This is a genomic window from Streptomyces sp. 17_S59, assembly GCF_056930295.1.
Map to the genome: position 1 here is coordinate 1313039 of NZ_JBXOWD010000001.1, position 20451 is coordinate 1333489.

15 protein-coding genes are annotated in these 20451 nt (G+C 73.4%); 4 read left to right on the forward strand and 11 right to left on the reverse strand.

Features of this window, described 5'->3' with window-relative positions:
* Window positions 1-22 precede the first annotated feature (22 nt).
* The 4 genes from AC1Z4A_RS05600 to AC1Z4A_RS05615 form a co-directional block, all read right to left on the reverse strand.
* Window positions 23-550 carry a ribonuclease FAU-1 family protein gene (locus AC1Z4A_RS05600; protein WP_483676714.1) on the reverse strand — a complete coding sequence of 176 codons (528 nt, stop codon included), beginning with the start codon at window positions 548-550 and terminating at the stop codon, window positions 23-25.
* Between the two features lie 87 nt (window positions 551-637).
* On the reverse strand, window positions 638-1504 hold the full coding sequence (locus AC1Z4A_RS05605; RefSeq protein WP_483676715.1) for an esterase/lipase family protein: 867 nt from the start codon (window positions 1502-1504) through the stop codon (window positions 638-640).
* 222 nt (window positions 1505-1726) lie between these two features.
* A complete protein-coding gene (locus AC1Z4A_RS05610; protein WP_483676716.1) occupies window positions 1727-2701 on the reverse strand; it encodes a DNA polymerase Y family protein in 975 nt (324 codons plus the stop codon).
* Between the two features lie 614 nt (window positions 2702-3315).
* Window positions 3316-6795, reverse strand: a complete 3480-nt coding sequence (locus AC1Z4A_RS05615; RefSeq protein ID WP_483676717.1) for a DNA polymerase III subunit alpha — start codon at window positions 6793-6795, stop codon at window positions 3316-3318.
* A 223-nt stretch (window positions 6796-7018) separates the two neighbouring features.
* Here AC1Z4A_RS05615 and AC1Z4A_RS05620 point away from each other — a divergent pair, with 223 nt between their 5' ends.
* A complete protein-coding gene (locus AC1Z4A_RS05620) occupies window positions 7019-8056 on the forward strand; it encodes a YhgE/Pip domain-containing protein (protein WP_483676718.1) in 1038 nt (345 codons plus the stop codon).
* A gap of 575 nt (window positions 8057-8631) precedes the next feature.
* On the forward strand, window positions 8632-9087 hold the full coding sequence (locus tag AC1Z4A_RS05625; RefSeq protein ID WP_483676719.1) for a subtilase-type protease inhibitor: 456 nt from the start codon (window positions 8632-8634) through the stop codon (window positions 9085-9087).
* A 93-nt stretch (window positions 9088-9180) separates the two neighbouring features.
* Here the strand turns inward: AC1Z4A_RS05625 and AC1Z4A_RS05630 are convergent, their stop codons facing one another.
* The 5 genes from AC1Z4A_RS05630 to AC1Z4A_RS05650 all read right to left on the reverse strand — a co-directional run bounded on the left by AC1Z4A_RS05630 (window position 9181) and on the right by AC1Z4A_RS05650 (window position 15214).
* Window positions 9181-10248: a S1 family peptidase gene (locus AC1Z4A_RS05630; protein WP_483676720.1), complete on the reverse strand. Its 1068-nt coding sequence runs from the start codon at window positions 10246-10248 to the stop codon at window positions 9181-9183.
* 473 nt (window positions 10249-10721) lie between these two features.
* Complete coding sequence (locus AC1Z4A_RS05635; RefSeq protein ID WP_483676721.1) at window positions 10722-11603, reverse strand: slipin family protein; 882 nt, start codon at window positions 11601-11603, stop codon at window positions 10722-10724.
* Window positions 11604-11759: 156 nt separating this feature from the next.
* Window positions 11760-12671, reverse strand: coding sequence for a S1 family peptidase (locus AC1Z4A_RS05640; RefSeq protein WP_483676722.1), 912 nt, complete (start codon window positions 12669-12671; stop codon window positions 11760-11762).
* Window positions 12672-12940: 269 nt separating this feature from the next.
* Window positions 12941-13729, reverse strand: coding sequence for a DUF1684 domain-containing protein (locus AC1Z4A_RS05645; RefSeq protein WP_483676723.1), 789 nt, complete (start codon window positions 13727-13729; stop codon window positions 12941-12943).
* An 87-nt stretch (window positions 13730-13816) separates the two neighbouring features.
* Window positions 13817-15214 (reverse strand): DUF5685 family protein, encoded by a 1398-nt coding sequence (locus AC1Z4A_RS05650; RefSeq protein WP_483676724.1) that lies wholly within the window; start codon window positions 15212-15214, stop codon window positions 13817-13819.
* Window positions 15215-15489: 275 nt separating this feature from the next.
* Here AC1Z4A_RS05650 and AC1Z4A_RS05655 point away from each other — a divergent pair, with 275 nt between their 5' ends.
* Window positions 15490-15924 carry a cell division protein SepF gene (locus AC1Z4A_RS05655; protein ID WP_483676725.1) on the forward strand — a complete coding sequence of 145 codons (435 nt, stop codon included), beginning with the start codon at window positions 15490-15492 and terminating at the stop codon, window positions 15922-15924.
* 105 nt (window positions 15925-16029) lie between these two features.
* Here the strand turns inward: AC1Z4A_RS05655 and AC1Z4A_RS05660 are convergent, their stop codons facing one another.
* Together AC1Z4A_RS05660 and AC1Z4A_RS05665 are read right to left on the reverse strand one after the other, a co-directional pair.
* On the reverse strand, window positions 16030-17199 hold the full coding sequence (locus AC1Z4A_RS05660; protein ID WP_483676726.1) for an acyl-CoA dehydrogenase family protein: 1170 nt from the start codon (window positions 17197-17199) through the stop codon (window positions 16030-16032).
* Between the two features lie 114 nt (window positions 17200-17313).
* Window positions 17314-18927, reverse strand: a complete 1614-nt coding sequence (locus tag AC1Z4A_RS05665; RefSeq protein WP_483676727.1) for an MFS transporter — start codon at window positions 18925-18927, stop codon at window positions 17314-17316.
* 167 nt (window positions 18928-19094) lie between these two features.
* Here AC1Z4A_RS05665 and AC1Z4A_RS05670 point away from each other — a divergent pair, with 167 nt between their 5' ends.
* Window positions 19095-20288 (forward strand): hypothetical protein, encoded by a 1194-nt coding sequence (locus AC1Z4A_RS05670; RefSeq protein ID WP_483676728.1) that lies wholly within the window; start codon window positions 19095-19097, stop codon window positions 20286-20288.
* Window positions 20289-20451 lie beyond the last annotated feature (163 nt).

Consider the following 20451-nt stretch of genomic DNA (forward strand, 5'->3'; position numbering starts at 1 on the left):
CGGCGCCGTGCTCCCGGCCCGGTCACTTCAGGCCGAGCAGGTCCCCGAGTCCGCCGCCGCGGGCCAGGTCCTCCAGCTCGTCCAGGGCCCGGCGGGCCGCCCCGGCGGCCGCGGGGTCGCGGTCGTCCAGGCCGCTGGCGGCGAACTCGTCCTCGTCCAGGCGGAGTACGTCCGTGCCGTCGGCCGAGACCCACAGGTCGAGGTCGAGGTCCTCGACGAGCAGCGCGTCCCTGCCGACCTGGGCCGGACGGGTGACGTCGCAGTACCAGCCCTTGAGCGCACCGGCCGCGTTCCGCACCTCCTTCACCGCGTACCAGCGGTCGCGCCAGTAGTGCTCGGTGAACACGTCACCGCTCTCGAAGCGCACGAACCCGAAGTCGCGCGCCTCCGCGCCCGCCCATGCGGCGCGCACGGCGACGTGGGTGCCGTCGTCGTACAGGACGGCGGCGGGGTAACCGATCTTGGTGCGCCCCGCCTTCACAAGCCTGACCGTCACCTCGCCGCCCGCGGCGAGCACTGCACCCGTCTTCGCGTTCATGTCCGTGTTCATGCTGAAACCTCGCTCCGTACCTCGTCGTTGATCACGGCCGCAGCCTCTCCCATGAAGCGGTACGGAGCCACAGGTTTTCCCGGCCGGTCAGCCGCGGACCATCGTGCCGCAGTCGGCCGGGGTGGCGTGGGCGGGATCGAGGGCGTTGGCGGCCTCGTGGAAGGCGATGCGGTCGATCTGGCCGAGGGTGAGGTGCATGGAGATGTCGACCGGGCAGAGGTCCTGCACCAGGACGTTGCGGACGCCGGGGCCGGAGAGGAACTGGCTCCGATAGGGCGTGACGACCTCGTCGTACCTGGTTGCGATCACCGTGTAGCGGACGCCGGGGACGGTGTCGCCGCCCTCGTTGAGCTTCCGCATGAAGTCCGAGCCGGCGATCTGCTGGGGCAGGGAGGGTGCGCTCTCCGTGACCACGCCGCGGGCTCCGGGGACGATGTCCAGCAGCTTGGCCAGCCCGGAGAAGGTCGTGCCGTGGTTGTTGGGGGCAATGCCGACGAGGGCGTTCACCTTGGGGGCGCCGCCGAGGAACTTCATGTAGTAGCGGGGCAGCATGCCGCCCTGCGAGTGGCCGACGATGTCGACCTTGTCGGCGCCGGTGGCGCCCAGCACCTTGTCCACGTCGCCGGCCAGTTCCCCGGCCGACTTCTCGATCGGGCCCAGGCCGTAGAAGACGGGCACGCCGGGGAGCTTGCCGTAGTCGAAGGAGAAGACGCAGTAGCCGCGGTTCACCAGGTAGGGGGCGAAGGCCCACCAGTTGTCGACGGAGTTCTCGAGGGTGCCGTGGACGAGGACGACGGGGCGGGGGTGGGCGGCCGAGGGCTTGCAGGAAAAATCGTTCCAGCCACTGGTGACGGAGGCGGTCCGGCCGTCGGCGACGGCGGCGGTCTCCGGCAGGGCGACGGCGGCCGCGGTCAGGGCCAGGACGGGGAGGAGGGAACGGAGAGAACGGAGCAAACCAGCGGATTTCCGGAATCTCCGGCGGGTTTTCGGGCGCAGCTTCACAGGGACTCCTCGCGGTGGGGTGTGGCGGGGGTGTGGCGGTACGCCGAACAGCACCGGCAAACGTGTTACCGGTGCATTAAAGGGGCGTTAACTTACTTCCGAGTAGGGTGCGCAACGGTTCTTGCTTTCGTCAAGCAAACCGACAGAGATCGATGCGCAGGATCAGGCCACGTTTCAGGCCACGTTCAAGGTCGAGGCGGGGCCGATCGCCGACATCCCGAAGCGCGCCCGTGCCCGGTCGACGACCTCCTCGATGCGGCGCGCCTTCTCGTCCGCCGGGTCGAACGTCAGCTGGTGCGCGGCCCGCTCGGCCGGAATGAGCCCCTCCGCCCGTAGCGCCACGGCTCGCACCCGGGCCCGCTGGAGGCCGAGTGCCGCATGCAACGCATAGGCCGCGGCGGTCAGTTCGGGAGTGTGCGCGGTCGGCTCGGGGAAGGTCCTGGTGCGGGTGGTCGACGAGCCGTCCGCGTAACGGACGGTGAGCTTCAGGCCGCCGGCGACCTGGCCGCTCTCCCGCATCCTGGCCCCCAGCCCGTCGGTGAGCGCGAGCAGCGCGCGGCGGCGGTGCGCGGCGTCCAGCTCGTCGCCGCCGAAGCGGTGCTCCGCCCCCATCGAGCGGGCCCGCGCGTCCGGGCTGACGGGCGTCGGGTCGATGCCGCGGGCCCGCTCGTGGACCTGCCGCCCGGCGGCCGCGCCGAGGATGCGCTGCAGCACGGGGAGCGGTGCGGCGGCGATCCGGCCGATGCTGTCGAGCCCGTACGAGCAGAGGGTACGGGCGGTGGCGGGCCCCACCCCGTACAGCGCGGCGGCCGGCTTGCGGGCCAGGAAGGCGGCCACGGCATCCGGCTCGGCGGCGAGCGTGCGGACCGCTCCGGGCGCGCCGTCCTGGGCGGCCATCCGCGCGAGCATCGGATTGCCCGCGATCCCGACGGTGCAGTCGGCCCCGTACCGGGCGAGCGTCCGGACCCGCAGCAGGGCGGCCAGCTCGGCGGGTTCGTACCCGAAGTACCGCACGGCTCCGCGGACGTCCATGAGCGCGGCGTCCGGGGGCAACGCCTGGACGACGGGCGTCACTTCGGCGAGCAGCGCGAGGAGGCCGTCGTACGTTTCCTCGGCGAGGGGGTGGCGGTCGCGGGGGTGGAAGTGCACGTAGAGGGTGGTTGCCGGGGGGTTCTTTTCCTCAGTCCCGCCCCTTCCCGCAACTGGGGCTACGCCCCAGACCCCGGACCGCGCTACGCGCGGTGTCCTCAAACGCCGGACGGGCTGAATTTGCTCCCGCCGCCGGTTTGCGGGCAGGCGTTCCGCAGGCCGTTCAGGCAATGGGGAAGGGTGGGCACAAACCGGCCCACCGACAGCAACCACCCCAGGAACCCGGGGCGAAGCCCCAACTCCCGCCTCCCGCGCACCAGCGCAAGGGGACCCCGAGGCCAGATCCCCCGACTCCTGCCCGGCGCGCAGCGCGAGGGGACCGGAGGCCAAAGCCCTCGGCTCCCGCCCGGCGCGCAACGCAAGAGGCCCGGAAGCCAAAACCCTCGGTTCCCGCCCCGCACGCAGCGCAACGGGCCCGGAGGGCGAAACTCCCGACTCCCGCCCAGCACGCAACGCAAGAGGCCCGGAGGCCAAACCCCCCGCCCCCCGCCCCGCGCGCAGCGCGAGGGGTCCGGGGGGCAGGGGGCGGAGCCCCCGTTCCCTGCCCCGGGGGGCCGGGGGCGGAGCCCCCGTTTCGGGAAGGGGCGGGACTGGGGAAAGAAAACCGCGCGCACTCATCCCGCACTCCCCGGACTCGCATGCCACAGCTTCCGCCCCGTAGCCGCCCCCTCCCCCGCAGGCTGCAGATCCGCCCACGGATGCATCGCATAACCGGTGGACAACCGGATCCGGCGATCCGGCACCGACACCGGCTCAGACACAGGCGCAGCCGCCAGCACCTCCGCCACCGCCTCCAGCCCCCCTTCCGCCCGGAGCGCCACGAGCCGCGCCAGGTCCCACGCCGCCTCCCCCACCACGCTCAGGCTGCGCGGGCCCCGCCGCTGGACCACGCCGCGGACCAGCAGCAGCCAGGAGTGGAAGACCGTGTGCGCACACGCCTCGTGGCTGTCGTCGAAGAAGGCGCAGTCGACCAGGCCCGTACCGTCGTCGAGGGTCGTGAAGATCACGCGTCGGCCCGAGCGGACCGGCGGCGTCTGGGTGGCGGCCTTGGCGCCCGCGACCAGGACGGTCTCGCCGTGCCGCGCGTCGCGCAGCCGCCGCGCGGGCATGGCGCCCAGCTCCGTCAGGAAGGCCTGGTGGTCGGACATGAGGTGCCGCGACGCGTCCATGCCGAGCACCTTCAGCTCCGCGCCGAGCCGTTCGTCCGCGTCGAGGTCGGGCAGCCCGAGGGGCTCGGCCCGCGCGCTGTCGATCAGGGTCGGCTGCTCGGCGCCGACGGGGCCCCGCCCGTGCGCGTGCAGTTCCGCGATGTGCAGCAGCAGGTCCCGCCGGTTGGCGCCGAACGCGTCCAGCGCCCCGACCCGCGCCAGCCGTTCGGCCACCGGCCGGGCGGGCCGGCCGCGCCGCCACAGGTCCTGGAGCGAGGTGTACGGGCGCCCGGCCACGATCCGGCGCGTCTCGGCCTCCCCGATGCCCTGCACCTCGGAGAGCGCGAGACGGATGCCGTAGACCGTCTCGCCCCCGAAACCACCATCAGACACCAGTTCGATCCCGTAAGTGGTCCCCGACCGGTTCACGTCCAGCGGCAGGATCGGCACCCCGCGCCGCCGCGCATCCGCGAGCAGCAGCCGCTTGGGGTACATCCCCGGGTCGTGGGTGAGCAGCCCGGCGTAGAAGGCCGCCGGGTGATGGGCCTTCAGCCACGCCGACTGATAGGTCGGCACGGCGAAGGCCACGGCGTGCGCCTTGCAGAAGCCGTAGCTGCCGAACGCCTCGACGATCTCCCAGGTGCGGCGGACGACGTCCACCGGGTAGCCGCGCTCCCGCGTCCGCTCCGCGAACCAGGCCCGTACCCGGCCGATCAGCTCCGGATCGGACAGCGCCCGGCGCGTCTCGTCGGCGAAGCCCCGGTCGCAGCCGGTCATGATCCGCAGGATCTCGATGATCTGCTCGTGGAAGACCACGACGCCGTAGGTCTCGCGCAGCACGTCCGCCAAGTCGGGGTGCGGGTACCGGACCGGGGCGCGGCCGTGCTGGGCCGCGACGAAGGGCCGGACCATGTCGGCCGCGACCGGGCCCGGCCGGAACAGCGAGATGTCGACCACGAGGTCGTGGAAGCAGTCCGGCTGCAACCGGCCGACCAGGTCCCGCTGGCCCGGCGACTCGATCTGGAAGCAGCCGAGCGTCTCGGTGGACCGGATCAGCTCGTACGTCCGCCGGTCGCCCGGCGGCACCTGCGCGGGGTCGTCCAGGTCGATCCGGCGCCCGGTGACCCGTTCGATCTCCCCCACCGCGTGCGCCATGGCGGACTGCATCCGCACGCCCAGCACGTCGAGCTTGAGCAGCCCCAGCTCCTCCACGTCGTCCTTGTCGAACTGCGACATGGCGAAGCCCTCGCCGCTGGTCGGCACGACGGGGGTGCGGGCCCGCAGGGAGGCGTCGGACAGCAGCACCCCGCACGGGTGCATGGCGATCCCGCGCGGCAGCCCGTCCAGCGCCTCGACCAGCTCCCACAGCCGGCCGTGCTCCTCCGCCGCCACGCCGCGCAGCTCGGGCAGCTCGGCGAGCGCGGCGCGGGCGTCGCGGGCCCGGATGTGCGGGAACGCCTTGGCCAGCCGGTCCACCTCCGCCGGGTCCATGCCGAGGGCCGCGCCCACGTCCCGCACCGCGTGCCGCACCCGGTAGGTCTCGGGCATGGCGACGGTGGCGACCCGCTCCTCGCCGAAGCGGTCGAAGACGGCGCGGTAGACCTCCAGCCGGCGCGCGGACTCGACGTCGATGTCGATGTCGGGCAGCACCTGCCGCTGCGCCGACAGGAAGCGCTCCATCAGCAGGCCGTGCTCGACGGGGTCGGCGTGGGCGATGCCGAGCAGGTGGTTGACCAGGGAGCCCGCGCCGGAACCCCGGGCGGCGACCCGGATGCCCAGGGCGCGGGCGTCGTCGACGACCCGGGCGACGGTGAGGAAGTACGAGGGGAAGCCGCGCCGTTCGATGATGCACAGCTCCTCCTCCAGCCGGTCCCGGTAGCGGCGGTCGCGGTCGTAGCCGCGCAGCACCATGGCCCCGGCGCAGCGGGAGCGCAGCACCCGGGCGGCGGTCCGGTGCCCGGCGCCGACCAGGTGCGGCTCGGGGAAGTGCACGGACCCCAGGCCCAGGTGGTCCTCGGGGTCGACCAGGCACTCGGCGGCGGTCTCCTCGGTCACGGCCAGCAGCCGGTGCGCGGCGGAGCGGCGCAGCCCGGCGGCCTCCGCGACCCGTTCGGCGACGGCGGCCATGGCGGCCGGGTCCTTGAGCCAGCGCTCGCCGCCGTCGAGGGCCTCGGGCCGGCGGGGGTCGATGGGCACCAGCCGGCGGGCGGCGTCGAGGACGTCGGCAACGGACCCCTGCCCGGGGTCGGCGTAGCGGACGGCGTTGCTCAGCACGGCCCGCAGGCCCTGTTCGGCGGCGAGGCCGACGGTGCGGGCGGCGAGGCGCAGCGAGCCGGGGCCGGTGCCGGTGCGCCCGTGCCAGACGGCCTCCAGCCGCAGCCCGTCACCGAACATTTCGCGCCAGGGCCGCAGCAGTCGTGCGGCGCGGTCGGGGCGCCCGGCGGCGAGCGCGCGGCCGACCTCGGAGTCCGGTCCGAGCAGGACGGTCAGCGGGGCGGTCAGCGCGCTGCCGAGGCCGGCGGCGGCGTCGGCCAGGTCCGCCCGGGACAGCCCGGGGCGCCCGCCGCCCGCCCCGGTGCCTCCGGCGTGGGCGGCGGAGACCAGCCCGCACAGCGCGGCCCAGCCGGCCGCGCCGTCCCGGGCGAGGAAGACCGCACGGGGTGCGCTCTCGTCGACGAACGCCCCGCCCCGCACGGGTGCCCGCCGGTGGACTCCCGGCGGCGGGGACGGCTCGGGCACGGCCAGGTCCACGCCGAACAGCGGCCGGACCCCGGCCCGGGCGGCGGCCTTGGCGAACCGGACCGACCCGGCGAGGCTGTCGCGGTCGGTGAGGGCGAGGGCGTCCATGCCGCGCTCGGCGGCCCGCTCGGCCAGGCGTTCGGGGTGTGCGGCGCCGTACCGCATCGAGGAGCCCGATGCGGTGTGCAGGTGCGTGAAGCCCGCCATCACACCTCCTGCCGCTCGCACACCCCCTGGCCAAAACTTTTCGCCCTTCCCTCACCCACCATAAACCACTTCTCGAACATTCGTACGAACGCAGCCCCGGGGAGCCACCCGGCCGCGTCGGCTGGGGGCCCACCCGGCCACGTCGCCCGAACGGCCCGCACCGCCTGCGCCCGCCCACCGCACCCCGCAGGCTCGGGACAGGACCCCGGGCAGAGGAGCGACGATGGCCCACACCTCCAGCGGCACCGCCCGCTTCCGCCGGGAAGTGCGGGAAGCGGTGACGGGCCGGGCAGCACTGATGGTGATCGGCGCGCTGGTGCTCCAGCTCGGCTTCATCGCCTCCTACATCGGCGCGTTCCACAGCCCGAAGCCCAAGGACATCGCGATCGGCGTGGTCGCGCCCGGACAGCTCCGCGACCGGCTGGTGCAGCAGCTCGGCGCGCTGCCCGGCAGCCCCCTGGACCCGCGCCCGGCCCTCGACGAGGCCGGGGCCCGCCGGGGGATCCGCGAGCGCGACCTCGACGCGGCACTGCTGGTCGACCCGCGCACCACCACCGACACCCTGCTCACCGCGAGCGGCGCCGGGGCCTCGCTCGCCCAGGCCGCCGAGGCGGTCGTGGTCCGTGCCGAACGGACCCAGCAGCGCGCGGTGCGGGTCGTCGACGTCGCCCCGGCCGCGGTCGGCGACGCCCGCGGCCTGACCTCGTTCTACCTGGCCGTGGGCTGGTGCGTGGGCGGCTATCTGTGTGCCGCGATCCTCGCCGTCAGCGCGGGCGCCCGCCCCGCCAACCTCCACCGGGCCGTCATCCGGCTCGGCGCGATCGCCCTCTACGCGATCGGCGCGGGCCTGCTCGGAGCCGTCATCGCGGGCCCGCTCCTCGGTGCGCTGCCCGGCAGCATCCCGGGGCTGTGGGGGCTGGGCGCCCTGGTGGTCTTCGCCGTCGGCGCCCTGACGCTGACCCTCCAGGAGCTGGCGGGCGTCGTCGGCATCGGGCTGGCGATCGGGCTGATCGTGGTGCTGGGCAATCCCGGCGCGGGCGGCGCGTACCCCTACCCCCTGCTGCCGCCCTTCTGGCGTGCCCTCGGCCCGGTCCTGCCGCCGGGCGCGGGCACCTGGTCGGCCCGCTCCATCGCCTACTTCGGCGGCAATGCGCTGACCGGCCCGCTGCTGGTGCTGTCCGCCTGGGCGGTGGGCGGCACGGTGATCGCATTGGTGAGCGCGCGGCTCCGGGGAGGGCGGACCGCCGCCCCCGAAGGGTGACCGGTACGCCGGAGGCCCGTGTGCCGCCGCCCGCCCCCTCCACGGGCGGCGGCACACGGGCCTCCGGTGTCACTCGGGTCAGCCCTTCAGGGGCCCTGCAACAACAGACCGAATGGTCGGTCTGCGTGCTCTTCGGCCATTGCTGCGGCATTCCGGAATCGCTCCGGCCGCCCCACGAACACCAGGCGAGCCCTTTTTCGGCCGCGCCGCGGAAGCACACCCTCCCGACATATGGATCATTAGATCCAATGATCCACAGGGACTGCAAACCATGTTTTCGAAGGCTCTTTTGATATCTGCTTGACGATTACAAGGGATCCTCGCTGGTTAACACAGGCGAAACAATAATTCACCACCTTCTCCCTCAAATCGGACACGAGTGCGAGCCTGCCGCGCCGCGAAACCCTCCCGAGAGACCCGCCTCACACGACTTCAGGCCAGTTCCGAACCCCCCTCCGGGCGCTACCGAGGGTTTTCGTGCGGCGACTGAAAGTGTTCGACAGGAGTGCATTCGGGTCCGAGTTGGGCCAGACTGCCGTCCGTTATCTGCAGCCACGAGCAAGGGAGTGTTCGGAATGCGGTACTTCACTGGGGGGATCGCGCTGGGAGCCGCGCTGGCGCTGGGCGGCCTCGTAGCAGCCGGGGCACCGGCCGGCGCCGCGCCAACACCCGCACCCGCGGCCCAGAGCCAGACCCAGAGCCTCTACGCGCCCTCGGCGCTCGTCCTGACCATCGGCCAGGGCGACTCGGCCGCCACCGCCGGCGTCCAGCGTGCCGTCACCCTCACCTGTACCCCGAAGGCCACCGGTACTCACCCGGACGCGCGGGGTGCCTGTACCCAGCTGCGCATCGCCGGGGGCGACTTCGACGAGATCACCAAGATCAAGTCCGACACCTTCTGCACCCGGGAGTGGAACCCGTTCGTCGTGACCGCGGAGGGCGTCTGGGACGGCAAGCACGTCAACTACGAGCACACATTCGCCAACCCGTGCGAGATGAAGGCGGGCAAGGGCACGGTCTTCGAGTTCTGACCGGCCCCTCCGACACGCCCGGCGCAGCCGGTGCCTGCAGCGGCCCCCGGACACCGTGGAGGTGTGTCCGGGGGCCGCGGTCCGTGGGGGGCGTCAGTCGAGGTGCGCCCCGTAGGCCGCCAGCGCCTGCGGCACCGGCTGGTAGTAAGTCTCCCCACCCAGAAGGCAGTTTCCACTTCCTCCGGAGGTCAGTCCCAGCGCGGTGCCGCCGTCGTAGAGGGGGCCGCCGCTGTCGCCCGGCTCGGCGCAGACATCGGTCCGGATCAGCCCGGTGACCCGGCCCTCCTGGTAGTTGACCGTGGCGTTCAGCCCGGTGACCCGGCCGCCGTGCACCCCGGAGGTGGAGCCGCTGCGCTCGACGGCCTCGCCGACGTACGCATCCCCGGCCTTCTCGACGCGCTGCGGGCTGCGGCCGTAGCGGTCGATCTCGCCGGGGTGGGCGACGTCGCCGGCGGTGTACCTGACGAGGGAGTAGTCGTGGCCGGGGAAGGTGTACGCCTCGGTCTCCGCGATCTCACGGCCGCCGCGGGTGTCGGACCAGCGCGGCACGGCGCTGCCGCAGTGCCCGGCCGTCAGGAAGTACGGCCGGCCGTCCTTGACCACGTTGACCCCGAGCGAACAGCGGGCGTTCCCGCCCCAGACGGGATCGCCGCCCGCGATCATCCGGGTCAGCCTGGTGGAGGTTCTGCGCACCACGACGGCCTCGCCGAGCCCGGCGGCGACCCGGTTCAGCCGCGTCAGCCTGTCGCCCGTGACGGTGGGGTCGGCGGTCACGACGACCCGGTTGACTCTGGGGTCCGTCACCCAGGCGGTGCCGGGGACGGGGGCGGCGGCGTCCAGCTTCTGCCGGGCCGAGTCCAGCTGCACCTGGGAGAACCGCGCGGCCTTCGGCTGTGCGCCCGCCGCGCGCACGAGGTCTTCGGCGCCGGGGTCGAGGACGTTGACGACGAGCCGGTGGGCCTCGGCGTCGTAGTACGAACCCGCCGCCGCGCCCTGGAGCCGGGCGAGCAGCGCCTCGGCGAGCCGCCCGGCCGCACTCCCGGACAGCACTCCGGCCGGCCCCGCCGCCGGGCCGGGCGACGCCTGGGCCGCCCCCGGGGCGAGCGTCACGGCGGTGAGAGCGGCAACGGCCACGCCGGCCAGGGCGGCGCGCACAGGCATCCGACAGACCTTCAACTCGGCACCTCCAGTGGGGGGTAGGCCCGGCAGGAGTCCGCCCGGCCCGGAGGACGTACGACACAGCCGCACCCCCGGTAGGAGGTCGCGTCCATGCCAAGTTGGTCCGTCGAGTGTCCCGATCGGGTGAGGGAGTGCACAAGGGCGAATTCCAGCAGCGCGCATGTTCATACGCACGCCCCTGCCGCGCGCACGGCGCGGTGGGGGACGCCGTTGCGGGGCCGTTGCGGGGGGGCCTGCGGCGCTTTCCCCTACCCGCCCCTTCCCGAAACTGGGGCTTCGCCCCAGACCCCGGACCGCGCTTCGCGCGCCACGCGGCGGAGCCGCAAATAGAGCGCAGCCTCAAACGCCGGACGGGCTAATTTTTCAGCCCGTCCGGCGTTTGAGGCCACGCGGCGGAGCCGCAAATCGATACAGCCGGGAAGGGGCGGGGTAGGGGAGAAAACCCCGGCACCCACCTACGCGTGTCCGATACTCGCCTCCCCCTCCCCGGAATCCGACGCCTCCGCGTCAATCGCCACCGGCTCCGCAGGAGCCTCAGTAGCCGCAGCGGCCTCGGCCAACGGCGGCCCCCCGCCATGCTCCCCCGCCCGCTCCAGGAACCGCAGCAGCTCCACCGGGAACGGCAGCACCAGCGTGGAGTTCTTCTCCGCCGCCACCGCCACGATCGTCTGCAGCAGCCGCAGCTGAAGCGCCGACGGCTGCTGGGACATCGTCTGCGCCGCCTCGGCGAGCTTCTTCGAGGCCAGCAGCTCCGCATCCGCGTTGATCACCCGCGCCCGGCGCTCCCGCTCCGCCTCCGCCTGCCGCGACATCGACCGCTTCATGGTCTCCGGCAGCGAGACGTCCTTGATCTCCACCCGGTCGATCTGCACGCCCCAGCCGATGGCCGGGCTGTCGAGCATCAGCTCCAGGCCCTGGTTGAGCTTCTCCCGGTTGGAGAGCAGGTCGTCCAGATCGCTCTTGCCGATGATCGAGCGCAGCGAGGTCTGGGCCATCTGCGAGACCGCGAAGCGGTAGTCCTCGACCGCGATCACGGCCTCGGCCGGGTTGACGACCTTGAAATAGACGACCGCGTCCACCCGGACGGTCACGTTGTCCCGGGTGATGCCCTCCTGGGCGGGCACGGGCATGGTGACGATCTGCATGTTCACCTTGCGCAGCCGGTCGACGCCCGGAACGATCAGCGTGAACCCCGGCGAGCGGATCTGGGACCGCAGCCGCCCCAGCCGCAGCACCACGCCGCGCTCGTACTGCTTGACCACCTTGGCCGCCGCCATCACATAGACGATGCCGGCCGACCCGGCCGCCACCGCTGCCACCACGAGGTCTTCGACCATTACGGCCCCCTGCGTTACACGTCAGGTGATATGTCCACGGTATGCCCGTGCCGGGGCGTGGTCGAGCCCCCGGCCACGGGGGCCGGGGGCTCCTGTGCTGCTGGCCGCAGGCAGTGGGGAAGGGCGGAGCGCGCTCGCGGTCAGACGTATGAGGGGCTAGAAGACGCTCACCCCGTAGGCGCTGAGCGCCGCGGTGACCGGCTGGAAGAAGGTCGTGCCGCCGGAGCGGCAGTCGCCGCTGCCGCCGGAGGTGAGACCGAGGGCAGTGGAGCCGGAGAAGAGCGCCCCGCCGCTGTCGCCGGGCTCGGCGCAGACATTGGTCTGGATGAGGCCGCGCACGATCTGCCCGTTGCCGTAGTTGACGGTGGCGTTGAGGCCGGTGACCTTGCCGCCGTGCACCCCGGTCGTGGAGCCGCTGCGCTGGACGCTCTGGCCGACGCGCGCGCTGCCGGCCGCGGTGATGCGCTGGGAGCTGCCGTTGTAGAGGTCGACGGCGCTGGGGTGGGCGATCGAGCCGTTGGTGTACTGCACGATCCCGTAGTCGTTGCCCGGGAAGCTGGTGCCGGTGGTGGGGCCGATGCTGGTGGTGTGGCTGGAGTTGGTGTAGTAGGGCGGCTTGCCCTGAGTGCAGTGGCCTGCGGTCAGGAAGTAATAGGTGTTGCCCTTGCGGACGTTGAAGCCGACCGAGCAGCGCCAGCTGGGCGCGTAGATCGCGTCGCCGCCGGCGAGGAGCTTTCTGAAGGCGCCGGGCGTGCGCTCGATGCGCAGGGCACCGGCGCTGGACCCGGCCTGCTGTCTGATCTTCGCGATGGCGGACTCCGGAACGGTGGAGTCGGCGGTCACCACAAGGGTGTTGGTGCTCTTGTCGACGACCCAGGCCGTGCCCGGAACGTCCGCCGACTCGACGGCCGCGCCCGCGGCGACGGCCTGGGCGGCGGAGTGCACGGCGGGCTGGGCATGGGCGCTGCCTGCGGTGAGGGCGGATGCGGCCACGAGCCCGGCGGCCGCGGCGAGGACGCCGACTCGCCTGGCGCCGCCGCCATGGGGGGTGGTGCGCTTGATCCTCACGTTGTTCCTCCCGAGTGGGGTCGGGGACCCGGCGGTGGGCACGGGCCCGTGAGGCGCAGCCAAAAGGGCACGCAGGATTCCACTTTCGCCGTGCCCCTGACAAGCGCTGCTGGGGAGTATTCGGGCCGCGGACCGGACGGCGCAAGGGCGCCTTTCGGACGCGCCCCCGGCGCACACCGATGAGCCCCGACGCCCCGCCCCCGGGCCGCCGCGGCCGATCGACACACCTGGCATGTCCTCGTCGACATCCGTGCCGCCGCTTCGACGCCTCAGCGCGTCAGCGGGTTCCGCTCCCCGGCGGTGACGTCCCGCGGCAGCCGGTTCCCGGGCGGCGGGAAGGGACAGATGAAGTGGTCGGAGAAGGCGCAAGGCGGCAGCACGGCGCGGTTGAAGTCGACGGTCACCGTGCCGTCGGCCGCGGGTGCGGGAGGCTTGAGGAAGCGGAAGCGGTAGCTGGAGGTGCCGCTTCCGGCATCGGCGAAGACCGCCCACAGCGAGCCGTCGGCCTCCGCGGAGACCTGGAGCGCGCACTCGTCCCCGGCGATGCCGAAGGCCAGTTCGCCCGCGAGGCTCAGGCCGCGCTCGCGCCCGTCGGCGTTCTCCACCGGGACCGTGCGCTCGCGCTCGTACGGGCGGAACACCCCCGGCAGCACCCAGCGTTCGTCGTAGTCGAAGGCGTCGATGCCCGCGAACGCCCGGCGCCGCGCGGACGCCGGGTCGAGGACGCGGACGGCCCAGAGCCCCTCGCGGCGCAGTACCGGAAGCTTCCGCTCGCCGTGCGCGACCCGGGCTGCCGCCGGTGCGGTGTCCGGGGCGAGCCGGACCGTGCCCGCCAGCGGACGGCCGTCCAGGGTCAGCCCGTCCTCCGGCGCGGCGGTGAGCAGCACCCCCTCGGGGTCCGCCGACCAGTGCCCCGGGATGGCCGGAATCCTTCCCTCCGGGGCGTCGGCGAGCCAGTGCGTACCGGTGAGCGCGAGGGGACCGTAGGGTGCCGAGACCGCCTCGGTACGCTCCTCGCGCCACACCTTCCACTGCTGCCGCACATCATTGGTGCTCATGCCGGCCCACCCTGCCACACCGGACGCGGCAGTCCGGGATGCCGGCGCGGCGTCGGGCCGGACTACTCCGTACGGAATGCGCCGCGCTCAGCAGCCGCAGTCGCAGTCACACCCACTGCAGCCGTCGCAGCCGTCACAGCAACTCCCGCCCTCACCACAGCAATCGCAGCAGCCGCAGCACTCACAGTCGCAGCAGTCGCAGCACTTGGCGCACCAGCCCTCGCGCGGCTTCCCGCTCCACGGGCCCGGATAGGGGTCCTTGCAGCAGACCTGGCACGTGCAGCACATCAGGGCCGCCATCGCGCAGCCGAGGATCGGCCCGCGCGGCGGCCCGATCCTCGGCGGCTCCGGCGGCCCGGGCGGCGTCATGCCCGGCGGCCCGTAGGGCCCGGGCGCCCCGTAACCGGGGGGCGGACCGTACGGACCCGAAGGCGGCCCGTACGGGCCGGAAGGCTGACCGTACGGACCCGAGGGCTGACCGTACGGTCCATTGCCGTACGGACCGTTGGGGCCGGGCTGCTGGTGCCAGGACTGCTCACGCCCGGACTGCTGGTGCCCGGCCTGCCCGTGCCCCGAGTGCCCGTGCCCCGAGTGCCCGTGCGTGGAGCAACCGCCCGTCACGAACGCCCGGTCCACCGAGCGCTCCAGCTCGTGCGCCAGCAGCAGGTGCGCCAGCCTGCCCTGCGCCTTGCTTCCGAACTCGACCTCCCGCAGCGCCAGCCGCACCCCGTGCACCGCGTCGTCGCACAGGCGCCGCACCTCGGCGAGGTCGGTGCCGGTGGCGGCGATGGGGTTCCACGCTCCGGTCCGGGCGTCCTCGGTCAGGTCCTCGACCGCGTCCAGCAGGTGGGCGAGCCGCCCGAAGAGCCGTCCCGCCTCCTCCAACGGCGCCCGGTTGCCCGGCCGTCCGGCGAGCACGGCCGTGTAGCCGAAGGCCGCCGCGGTCGCCGTCTCCGTGGGCTCGGTGAGTTCCAGCAGCGGGGTGCCGACCCCGGCCAGCGCCTCGATCGCGGTCTGCCGTTCGACGGCCTCGATCAGCACCGCCGTGTCGAAACCCAGTTCCGCGCCGGTACGGGCGCCCGCCCGGTCCCACTTGGCGGCGACCCGGCGGGCGGCCGCCGCGACCGGACGCCGCGCCAACATCCCGTCGCCGTCGGCGACATGGTCGCGCATCTTCGCGGACGCCAGCACGAGCGAGACCGAGGCGGCCAGCCGCGCCCCCTCGCCCTTCGCCACGGGAGCGCTGCGCATCCCGCGCAGCGGGCAGGGACCGGCCGTACGCCGCCAGGCGCCGGCGTCCTCCGTGCTCGCCGACTGTGCTTCCACGAGTACGGATATGACAAGCCCGTCATAGTTGGTCGCTATTCGAGCGAACTGTCCGTGATCGCCCCTCAGAGCGAGACAGAGGCCGCACAAGTGGGCCATCCACTCGGTTTGCATGCCTTCGGACAGCCGATGACGGCATGGCCTGATGATCCCGAACAAAACGTGCCCCCGTGTGTGGTGTCGATGTGCCCGGGCATCCTAATCACCGGGGACAATCGAGCTGGGCCGGAGTCCGCTCTCTTCGAACCATGCCGCATATGCCCAGGTCCAGAGCCTGCGGCCAGCAAACAGGGGTTTCTGACGCATCGCCACCACTTTTGCACCAGATACGTCACGAAATCCCCGCATGGCCGCCATCCACTTGGCACATCATCCGCATCATGGACGACCATAGGGGAGCGGGCGGAACACACCGCGTGTGAGAGGAGGCGTCCATGGGATCGGTGCGCAAGGCGAGTGCCTGGCTCGGCCTCGTCGACGACAGCGATGACGAGCGCTACTACGACGACGAGTACGCCGAGGGGCCCGAGCCCGGTGACTCCTGGGTGACCAACCCCAAGGTGCGCGTGGCCGACGAGGTCGCGCAGGAACAAGGCACCCGCATCGCCACGGTCACCCCGGACGGCTTCCGGGACGCCCGTGGCATCGGCGAGCTGTTCCGGGAGGGCGTGCCGGTCATCGTCAACCTCACGGGCATGGAGCCCAGCGACGCCAAGCGGGTGGTGGACTTCGCCGCCGGGTTGACCTTCGGGCTGCGCGGCTCGATCGAGCGCGTGGCCAACCGTGTGTTCCTGCTCACACCGGCCGACTACAAGGTCGTCAACGGCGAGGGCGGCCGCGCGCACGGCGGCTTCTTCAACCAGAGCTGATGCACGGGGGTCGGCCGGGGGGCCGGCCCGTGGCGCAGCCACGATCGGCCGCAGCGCCCCCGGGACAGCACAGCAACCAGAGCTGACGCGGAGTCCTGCGGGTGCTCACCGGAACGCGTCGATACCGGTGAGCGCCTTGCCCAGCACCAGTTGGTGCATCTCCACGGTGCCCTCGTAGGTCAGCACCGACTCCAGGTTCGTCGCATGCCGCATCACGGGGTACTCGAGCGAGATCCCGTTGGCGCCCAGGATCGTCCGGGCGGTGCGGCAGATCTCGATCGCCTCCCGCACGTTGTTCAGCTTCCCGAAGCTCACCTGCTCCGGCCGCAGCCGCCCCGCGTCCATCCGCCGCCCCAGGTGGTGGGCCAGCAGCACGCCCTTGTGCAGCTCCACCGCCATGTCCGCCAGCTTGGCCTGCGTCAGCTGGAAGCCGCCGATCGGCCTGCCGAACTGCTCGCGGGTCCGGGCGTAGTCGAGGGCCGCCTCGAAGGAGCTGCGCGCGGCGCCCATGGCACCCCAGACAATCCCGTAGCGGGCGTGGTTCAGACAGCTCAGCGGCCCGCGCAGCCCGGTGACCTCCGGCAGGACGGCGTCCGCGGGCAGCCGCACCTCGTCCATGACCAACTCGCTGGTGACCGAGGCGCGCAGCGACCACTTGTGCTTGATCTCCGGCGCGGAGAAGCCGGGGCTGCCCGCCGGGACGAGGAACCCGCGGATCCCCTCGTCGGTCTGCGCCCAGACGACGGCGACCCCCGCCACCGAGCCGTTGGTGATCCACATCTTGCGGCCCGTCAGGACCCAGTCGCCGCCCGCGTCGCGCTTGGCGTAGGTGCGCATGCCGCCCGGGTCCGAGCCGTGGTCGGGCTCGGTCAGCCCGAAGCAGCCGATGGTCTCGCCGGCCGCCATGCCGGGCAGCCAGCGCTGTTTCTGCTCCTCGGAGCCGAAGCGGTGGATCGCGTACATCGCGAGGGATCCCTGCACGGAGACGAGGGAGCGGATGCCGGAGTCGGCGGCCTCCACCTCCAGGCAGGCGAGCCCGTACTGGACGGCGCTCGCGCCCGCACAGCCGTAGCCGGTGAGCTGCATGCCGAGGGCCCCGATGGAGCCCAGCTCGCGGGCGAGTTCACGGATGACGGGGAGTTCGCCGCTCTCGTACCACTCGGCGATGTGCGGCAGCACGCGGTCCGCGGCCCATCGCCGGACGGTGTCCCGGACGGCCCGGTCCTCGTCGGTGAGGAGGTCGTCGATGCCGAGCAGGTCATGCGGGTCGAACACGGTGGCCTCCGGCGCGGGCGCGGGGTGATCGTCGGTCGCCCTCGACGCTACGGCCGGGTAACCCCCGGCGTCCAGCCCCGGCGGAGCCGGACCTCGCTCAGGAGGCGTCCGCTCTCAGGAGGCGTCCGCGACCGCGGGGGCGGCCTGCGCGCCGCACTCCGTCGTCCGCGGCAGCCGCAGCGCCGCCAGTGCGCCCAGCAACAGCAACCCGGCGCTCACCGCCAGGGTGACGTGCAGTCCGTGGACGAAGGAGTCCCGCGCAGCGCGGCGCAGCGCCGCCCCCGCGGACCCGCCGAGCCGGTCGGCGACCTCGTACGCCTCGCCCAGCGAGTGACTCGCGGCGCGACCCGCCTCGCTGGGCACGCCCGGGACCGCGTCCACCCCGGGCGCGTACGCGGCGTTCAGCACGCTGCCCAGCAGCGCGATGCCGATGCCCGCGCCCAGCTGGTAGGAGGTCTCGCCGATCGCGGCGGCGCCGCCGGCCGACTCCGCGGGGGCCTCGCTCAGCATGGACTCGTACGCCCCGAACAGCGTGGTCTCCAGGCCGAAGCCGAGCAGGACGAAGCCCACGGTGAGCGCATAGGGGCGGTCGTCACGGCCCATCACGGTCAGGGAGAGGACGGCCATGGCCGTCAGCACGAAGCCCGCGGAGACCATCGCGCGCGGCCCGAAGCGGTGCAGGACCTTCGACCCCGCGAGGCCGGCCGCCATCGCGGCGAGCGTGAGCGGCAGCAGGCGCAGCCCCGTCTCCAGCGGGGTGAGGCCGAGGACGAGCTGGAGGTACTGCGCGGCCGCGAGCTGGAGCCCGACGAGGGCCAGCAGGGCCAGCACGATGCAGCCCACGGAGGCGCCGAAGGCAGGGCGCGCGAACAGCGCCAGGTCGACGAGCGGGTGGCGGCGGCGCCGCTGGCGGCGGACGAAGAGGACGAGGAGGGCGGCGCCGACGGCCGCTGGGACGACCGTGGAGAGCGACAGCGGCTCGGCACTGCCCACACTCTTCACCCCGTAGACGACGCCGAACAGCCCGAACGCGGCCATCAGCGCGCCCAGCACGTCCCAGGGGCCGTTGCGGTCGCCGGTCGACTCGGGCAGCAGCCAGCGCCCGACGGGGAGGCTGACCGCCATCAGCGGGATGTTGATGAGGAAGACCGAGCCCCACCAGAAGTGCTCCAGGAGCAGGCCGCCCAGCAGCGGGCCGAGCGCCGCGCCCACGGCGGCCACCGCGCTCCAGACGCCGATGGCCAGCGCCCGTTCCCGCCGGTCGGGGAAGACCTGCCGGAGTATGGACAGCGTGGCGGGCATGATCATCGCGCCGCCGGCGCCGAGCAGCGCCCGGGCGGCGATGAGGACCTCCGGCGCGGTGGCGAGGGCGGCGAGCGCCGAGGCCACGCCGAAGAGGCCGTAGCCCAGGAGCAACACCCGGCGGCGGCCGACCCGGTCGCCGAGGGTGCCGAAGAGGATGAGCAGCGAGGCGCAGACGAGCGGGTAGACGTCGACGATCCACAGCAGCTGCATGGCGCCGGGCCGCAGGTCCTCGCTGACGGCGGGCACGGCGACGTGCAGCACGGTCGCGTCGACGGCGACGAGGAGGAGGCTGACGCACAGGACGACGAGCACGGTCCACCGGCTGGTCCCGGTGGCGGCGCGCCCCTCCGGGCGGCGTGGCCGGGGCCGCTGCCGGGGAACACCGGCCGGCCTTCTGGGGCCTGCCGTGGTCGTCCCGGACATCCGTATACCTCCGTGTCGTGCGCTCGCGGCCGTCCACCGGCCGGGGGAAACTGCGGCCCCGGCGGAGTCGAGGGGGCGAGTGAGTCGACAGAGTACGCGAGTCCCGGCCGGATACACGTGGCAGCGGTCACGGCGTCCCACGTCGCGGGGGCTGGGACAATCGGTCGGTGACCGATCTCGCCTCCCCCTCCGGCATAGCCTCCGGCCCGGCCACGGCGCCCGGCGGCCGCACCGCGCCCGCCTCCGCGCTGCGCCGGGCCGCGCCCGCCCTGCTGCTGTACGCGGCGGTGCGGGCGCTGGGGGTCGCGGTGCTCGCGCTGTGGGCGCAGGCGGACGGGAAGGGTCCGCACCAGCTGCTCTCGGCGCGGTGGGACTCGATCTGGTACGCCCGCATCGCCGGGCAGGGCTACGGCTACACGCTCCATCTGGGGGGCGGGAAGGTCCACTCCGACCTGGCGTTCTTTCCCCTGCTGCCGTGGCTGGAGCGATTGCTGTCGGCGGCCTTCCCGCTCTCGGCGGGGGACGCGGGGCTGGTGGTCTCGGGCGTGGCGGGGCTGTGCGCGGCCGGGGGGATCTTCGCCGTGGGCGACCGGCTGCACGGCCGCCGGGCGGGTGTGGCGCTGGTGGGGCTGTGGGCGGCGCTGCCGGTCGGGGTCGTGCAGTCGATGGCGTACTCCGAGGCGCTCTTCACGGCGCTGGCCGCGTGGAGCGTGTACTGCGTGCTGTCCGGCCGCTGGGTGTGGGCGGGCGCGCTGGCCGCGCTGGCGGGGCTGACCCGGCCGGTGGGCGCGGCCGTGGTGGCGGCGGTATGGCTCGGAGCGGCGGTGGCGCTGTGGCGCGGCCGGGAGCGCGGCGGGGACGGCGGGGGCCGGCTGCGTCCGCTGCTCGGGGCGGCGCTCGCGCCCCTGGGCTGGCTGGGCTACTTCGCCTGGGTGGGCGTCCGGACCGGGAGCGTCACCGGCTATCTGGACGTCCAGGGCGGCTGGGGCAACGGCTTCGACGGCGGTCTGGCCTTCGGCTCCTTCGTCGCGGAGCGGCTGGCGGGCCCGGCGTTCCCCGCCGGGCTGGGGCTGCTGGCCGGGGTGGTGCTGGTGATCTGGTTGTATGCGGCCGGGGCGCGGCGCGGGCAGCCGCTGCCGCTGCTGGCCTTCTCGGGCACGGTGCTGCTGCTGGCGCTGACGGCCAAGGGGTACTTCGGCTCGAAGCCGCGCCTGATGATGCCCGCCTTCCCGCTGCTGCTGCCGCTCGCGGTGGCCCTGGCCCGGCTACGGACGGTACGCATGGTGCCCGTGCTGACCACCGTTGCGGTTGCGTCGGCCGTATACGGGGCGTTCTGGCTGCACGGCTCCGGGCCCCCATGATCGGATTCCGGGGGCGCCCGGCGGGCCGCCGGGAAACGCGGCGGCACTCCCCGGCCAATCCCGGATAAACGCCTTCGCACGAAAAAGAATTAAGGCCGTCCGGAACATCACCGATCCCCGGCTGACGCTTCTTTAGCTGATTCTTATTTCGCCCGCCCAAACC

What these genes read in the sequence shown, in the direction of transcription:
- AC1Z4A_RS05620 (WP_483676718.1), top strand. Translation starts at nt 7,019, where the DNA reads ATGGCCCACACCTCCAGCGGCACCGCCCGCTTCCGCCGGGAAGTGCGG.
- AC1Z4A_RS05615 (WP_483676717.1), bottom strand. Translation starts at nt 6,795, where the DNA reads ATGGCGGGCTTCACGCACCTGCACACCGCATCGGGCTCCTCGATGCGG.
- AC1Z4A_RS05625 (WP_483676719.1), top strand. Translation starts at nt 8,632, where the DNA reads ATGCGGTACTTCACTGGGGGGATCGCGCTGGGAGCCGCGCTGGCGCTG.
- AC1Z4A_RS05645 (WP_483676723.1), bottom strand. Translation starts at nt 13,729, where the DNA reads ATGAGCACCAATGATGTGCGGCAGCAGTGGAAGGTGTGGCGCGAGGAG.
- AC1Z4A_RS05665 (WP_483676727.1), bottom strand. Translation starts at nt 18,927, where the DNA reads ATGTCCGGGACGACCACGGCAGGCCCCAGAAGGCCGGCCGGTGTTCCC.
- AC1Z4A_RS05630 (WP_483676720.1), bottom strand. Translation starts at nt 10,248, where the DNA reads ATGCCTGTGCGCGCCGCCCTGGCCGGCGTGGCCGTTGCCGCTCTCACC.
- AC1Z4A_RS05655 (WP_483676725.1), top strand. Translation starts at nt 15,490, where the DNA reads ATGGGATCGGTGCGCAAGGCGAGTGCCTGGCTCGGCCTCGTCGACGAC.
- AC1Z4A_RS05600 (WP_483676714.1), bottom strand. Translation starts at nt 550, where the DNA reads ATGAACACGGACATGAACGCGAAGACGGGTGCAGTGCTCGCCGCGGGC.
- AC1Z4A_RS05635 (WP_483676721.1), bottom strand. Translation starts at nt 11,603, where the DNA reads ATGGTCGAAGACCTCGTGGTGGCAGCGGTGGCGGCCGGGTCGGCCGGC.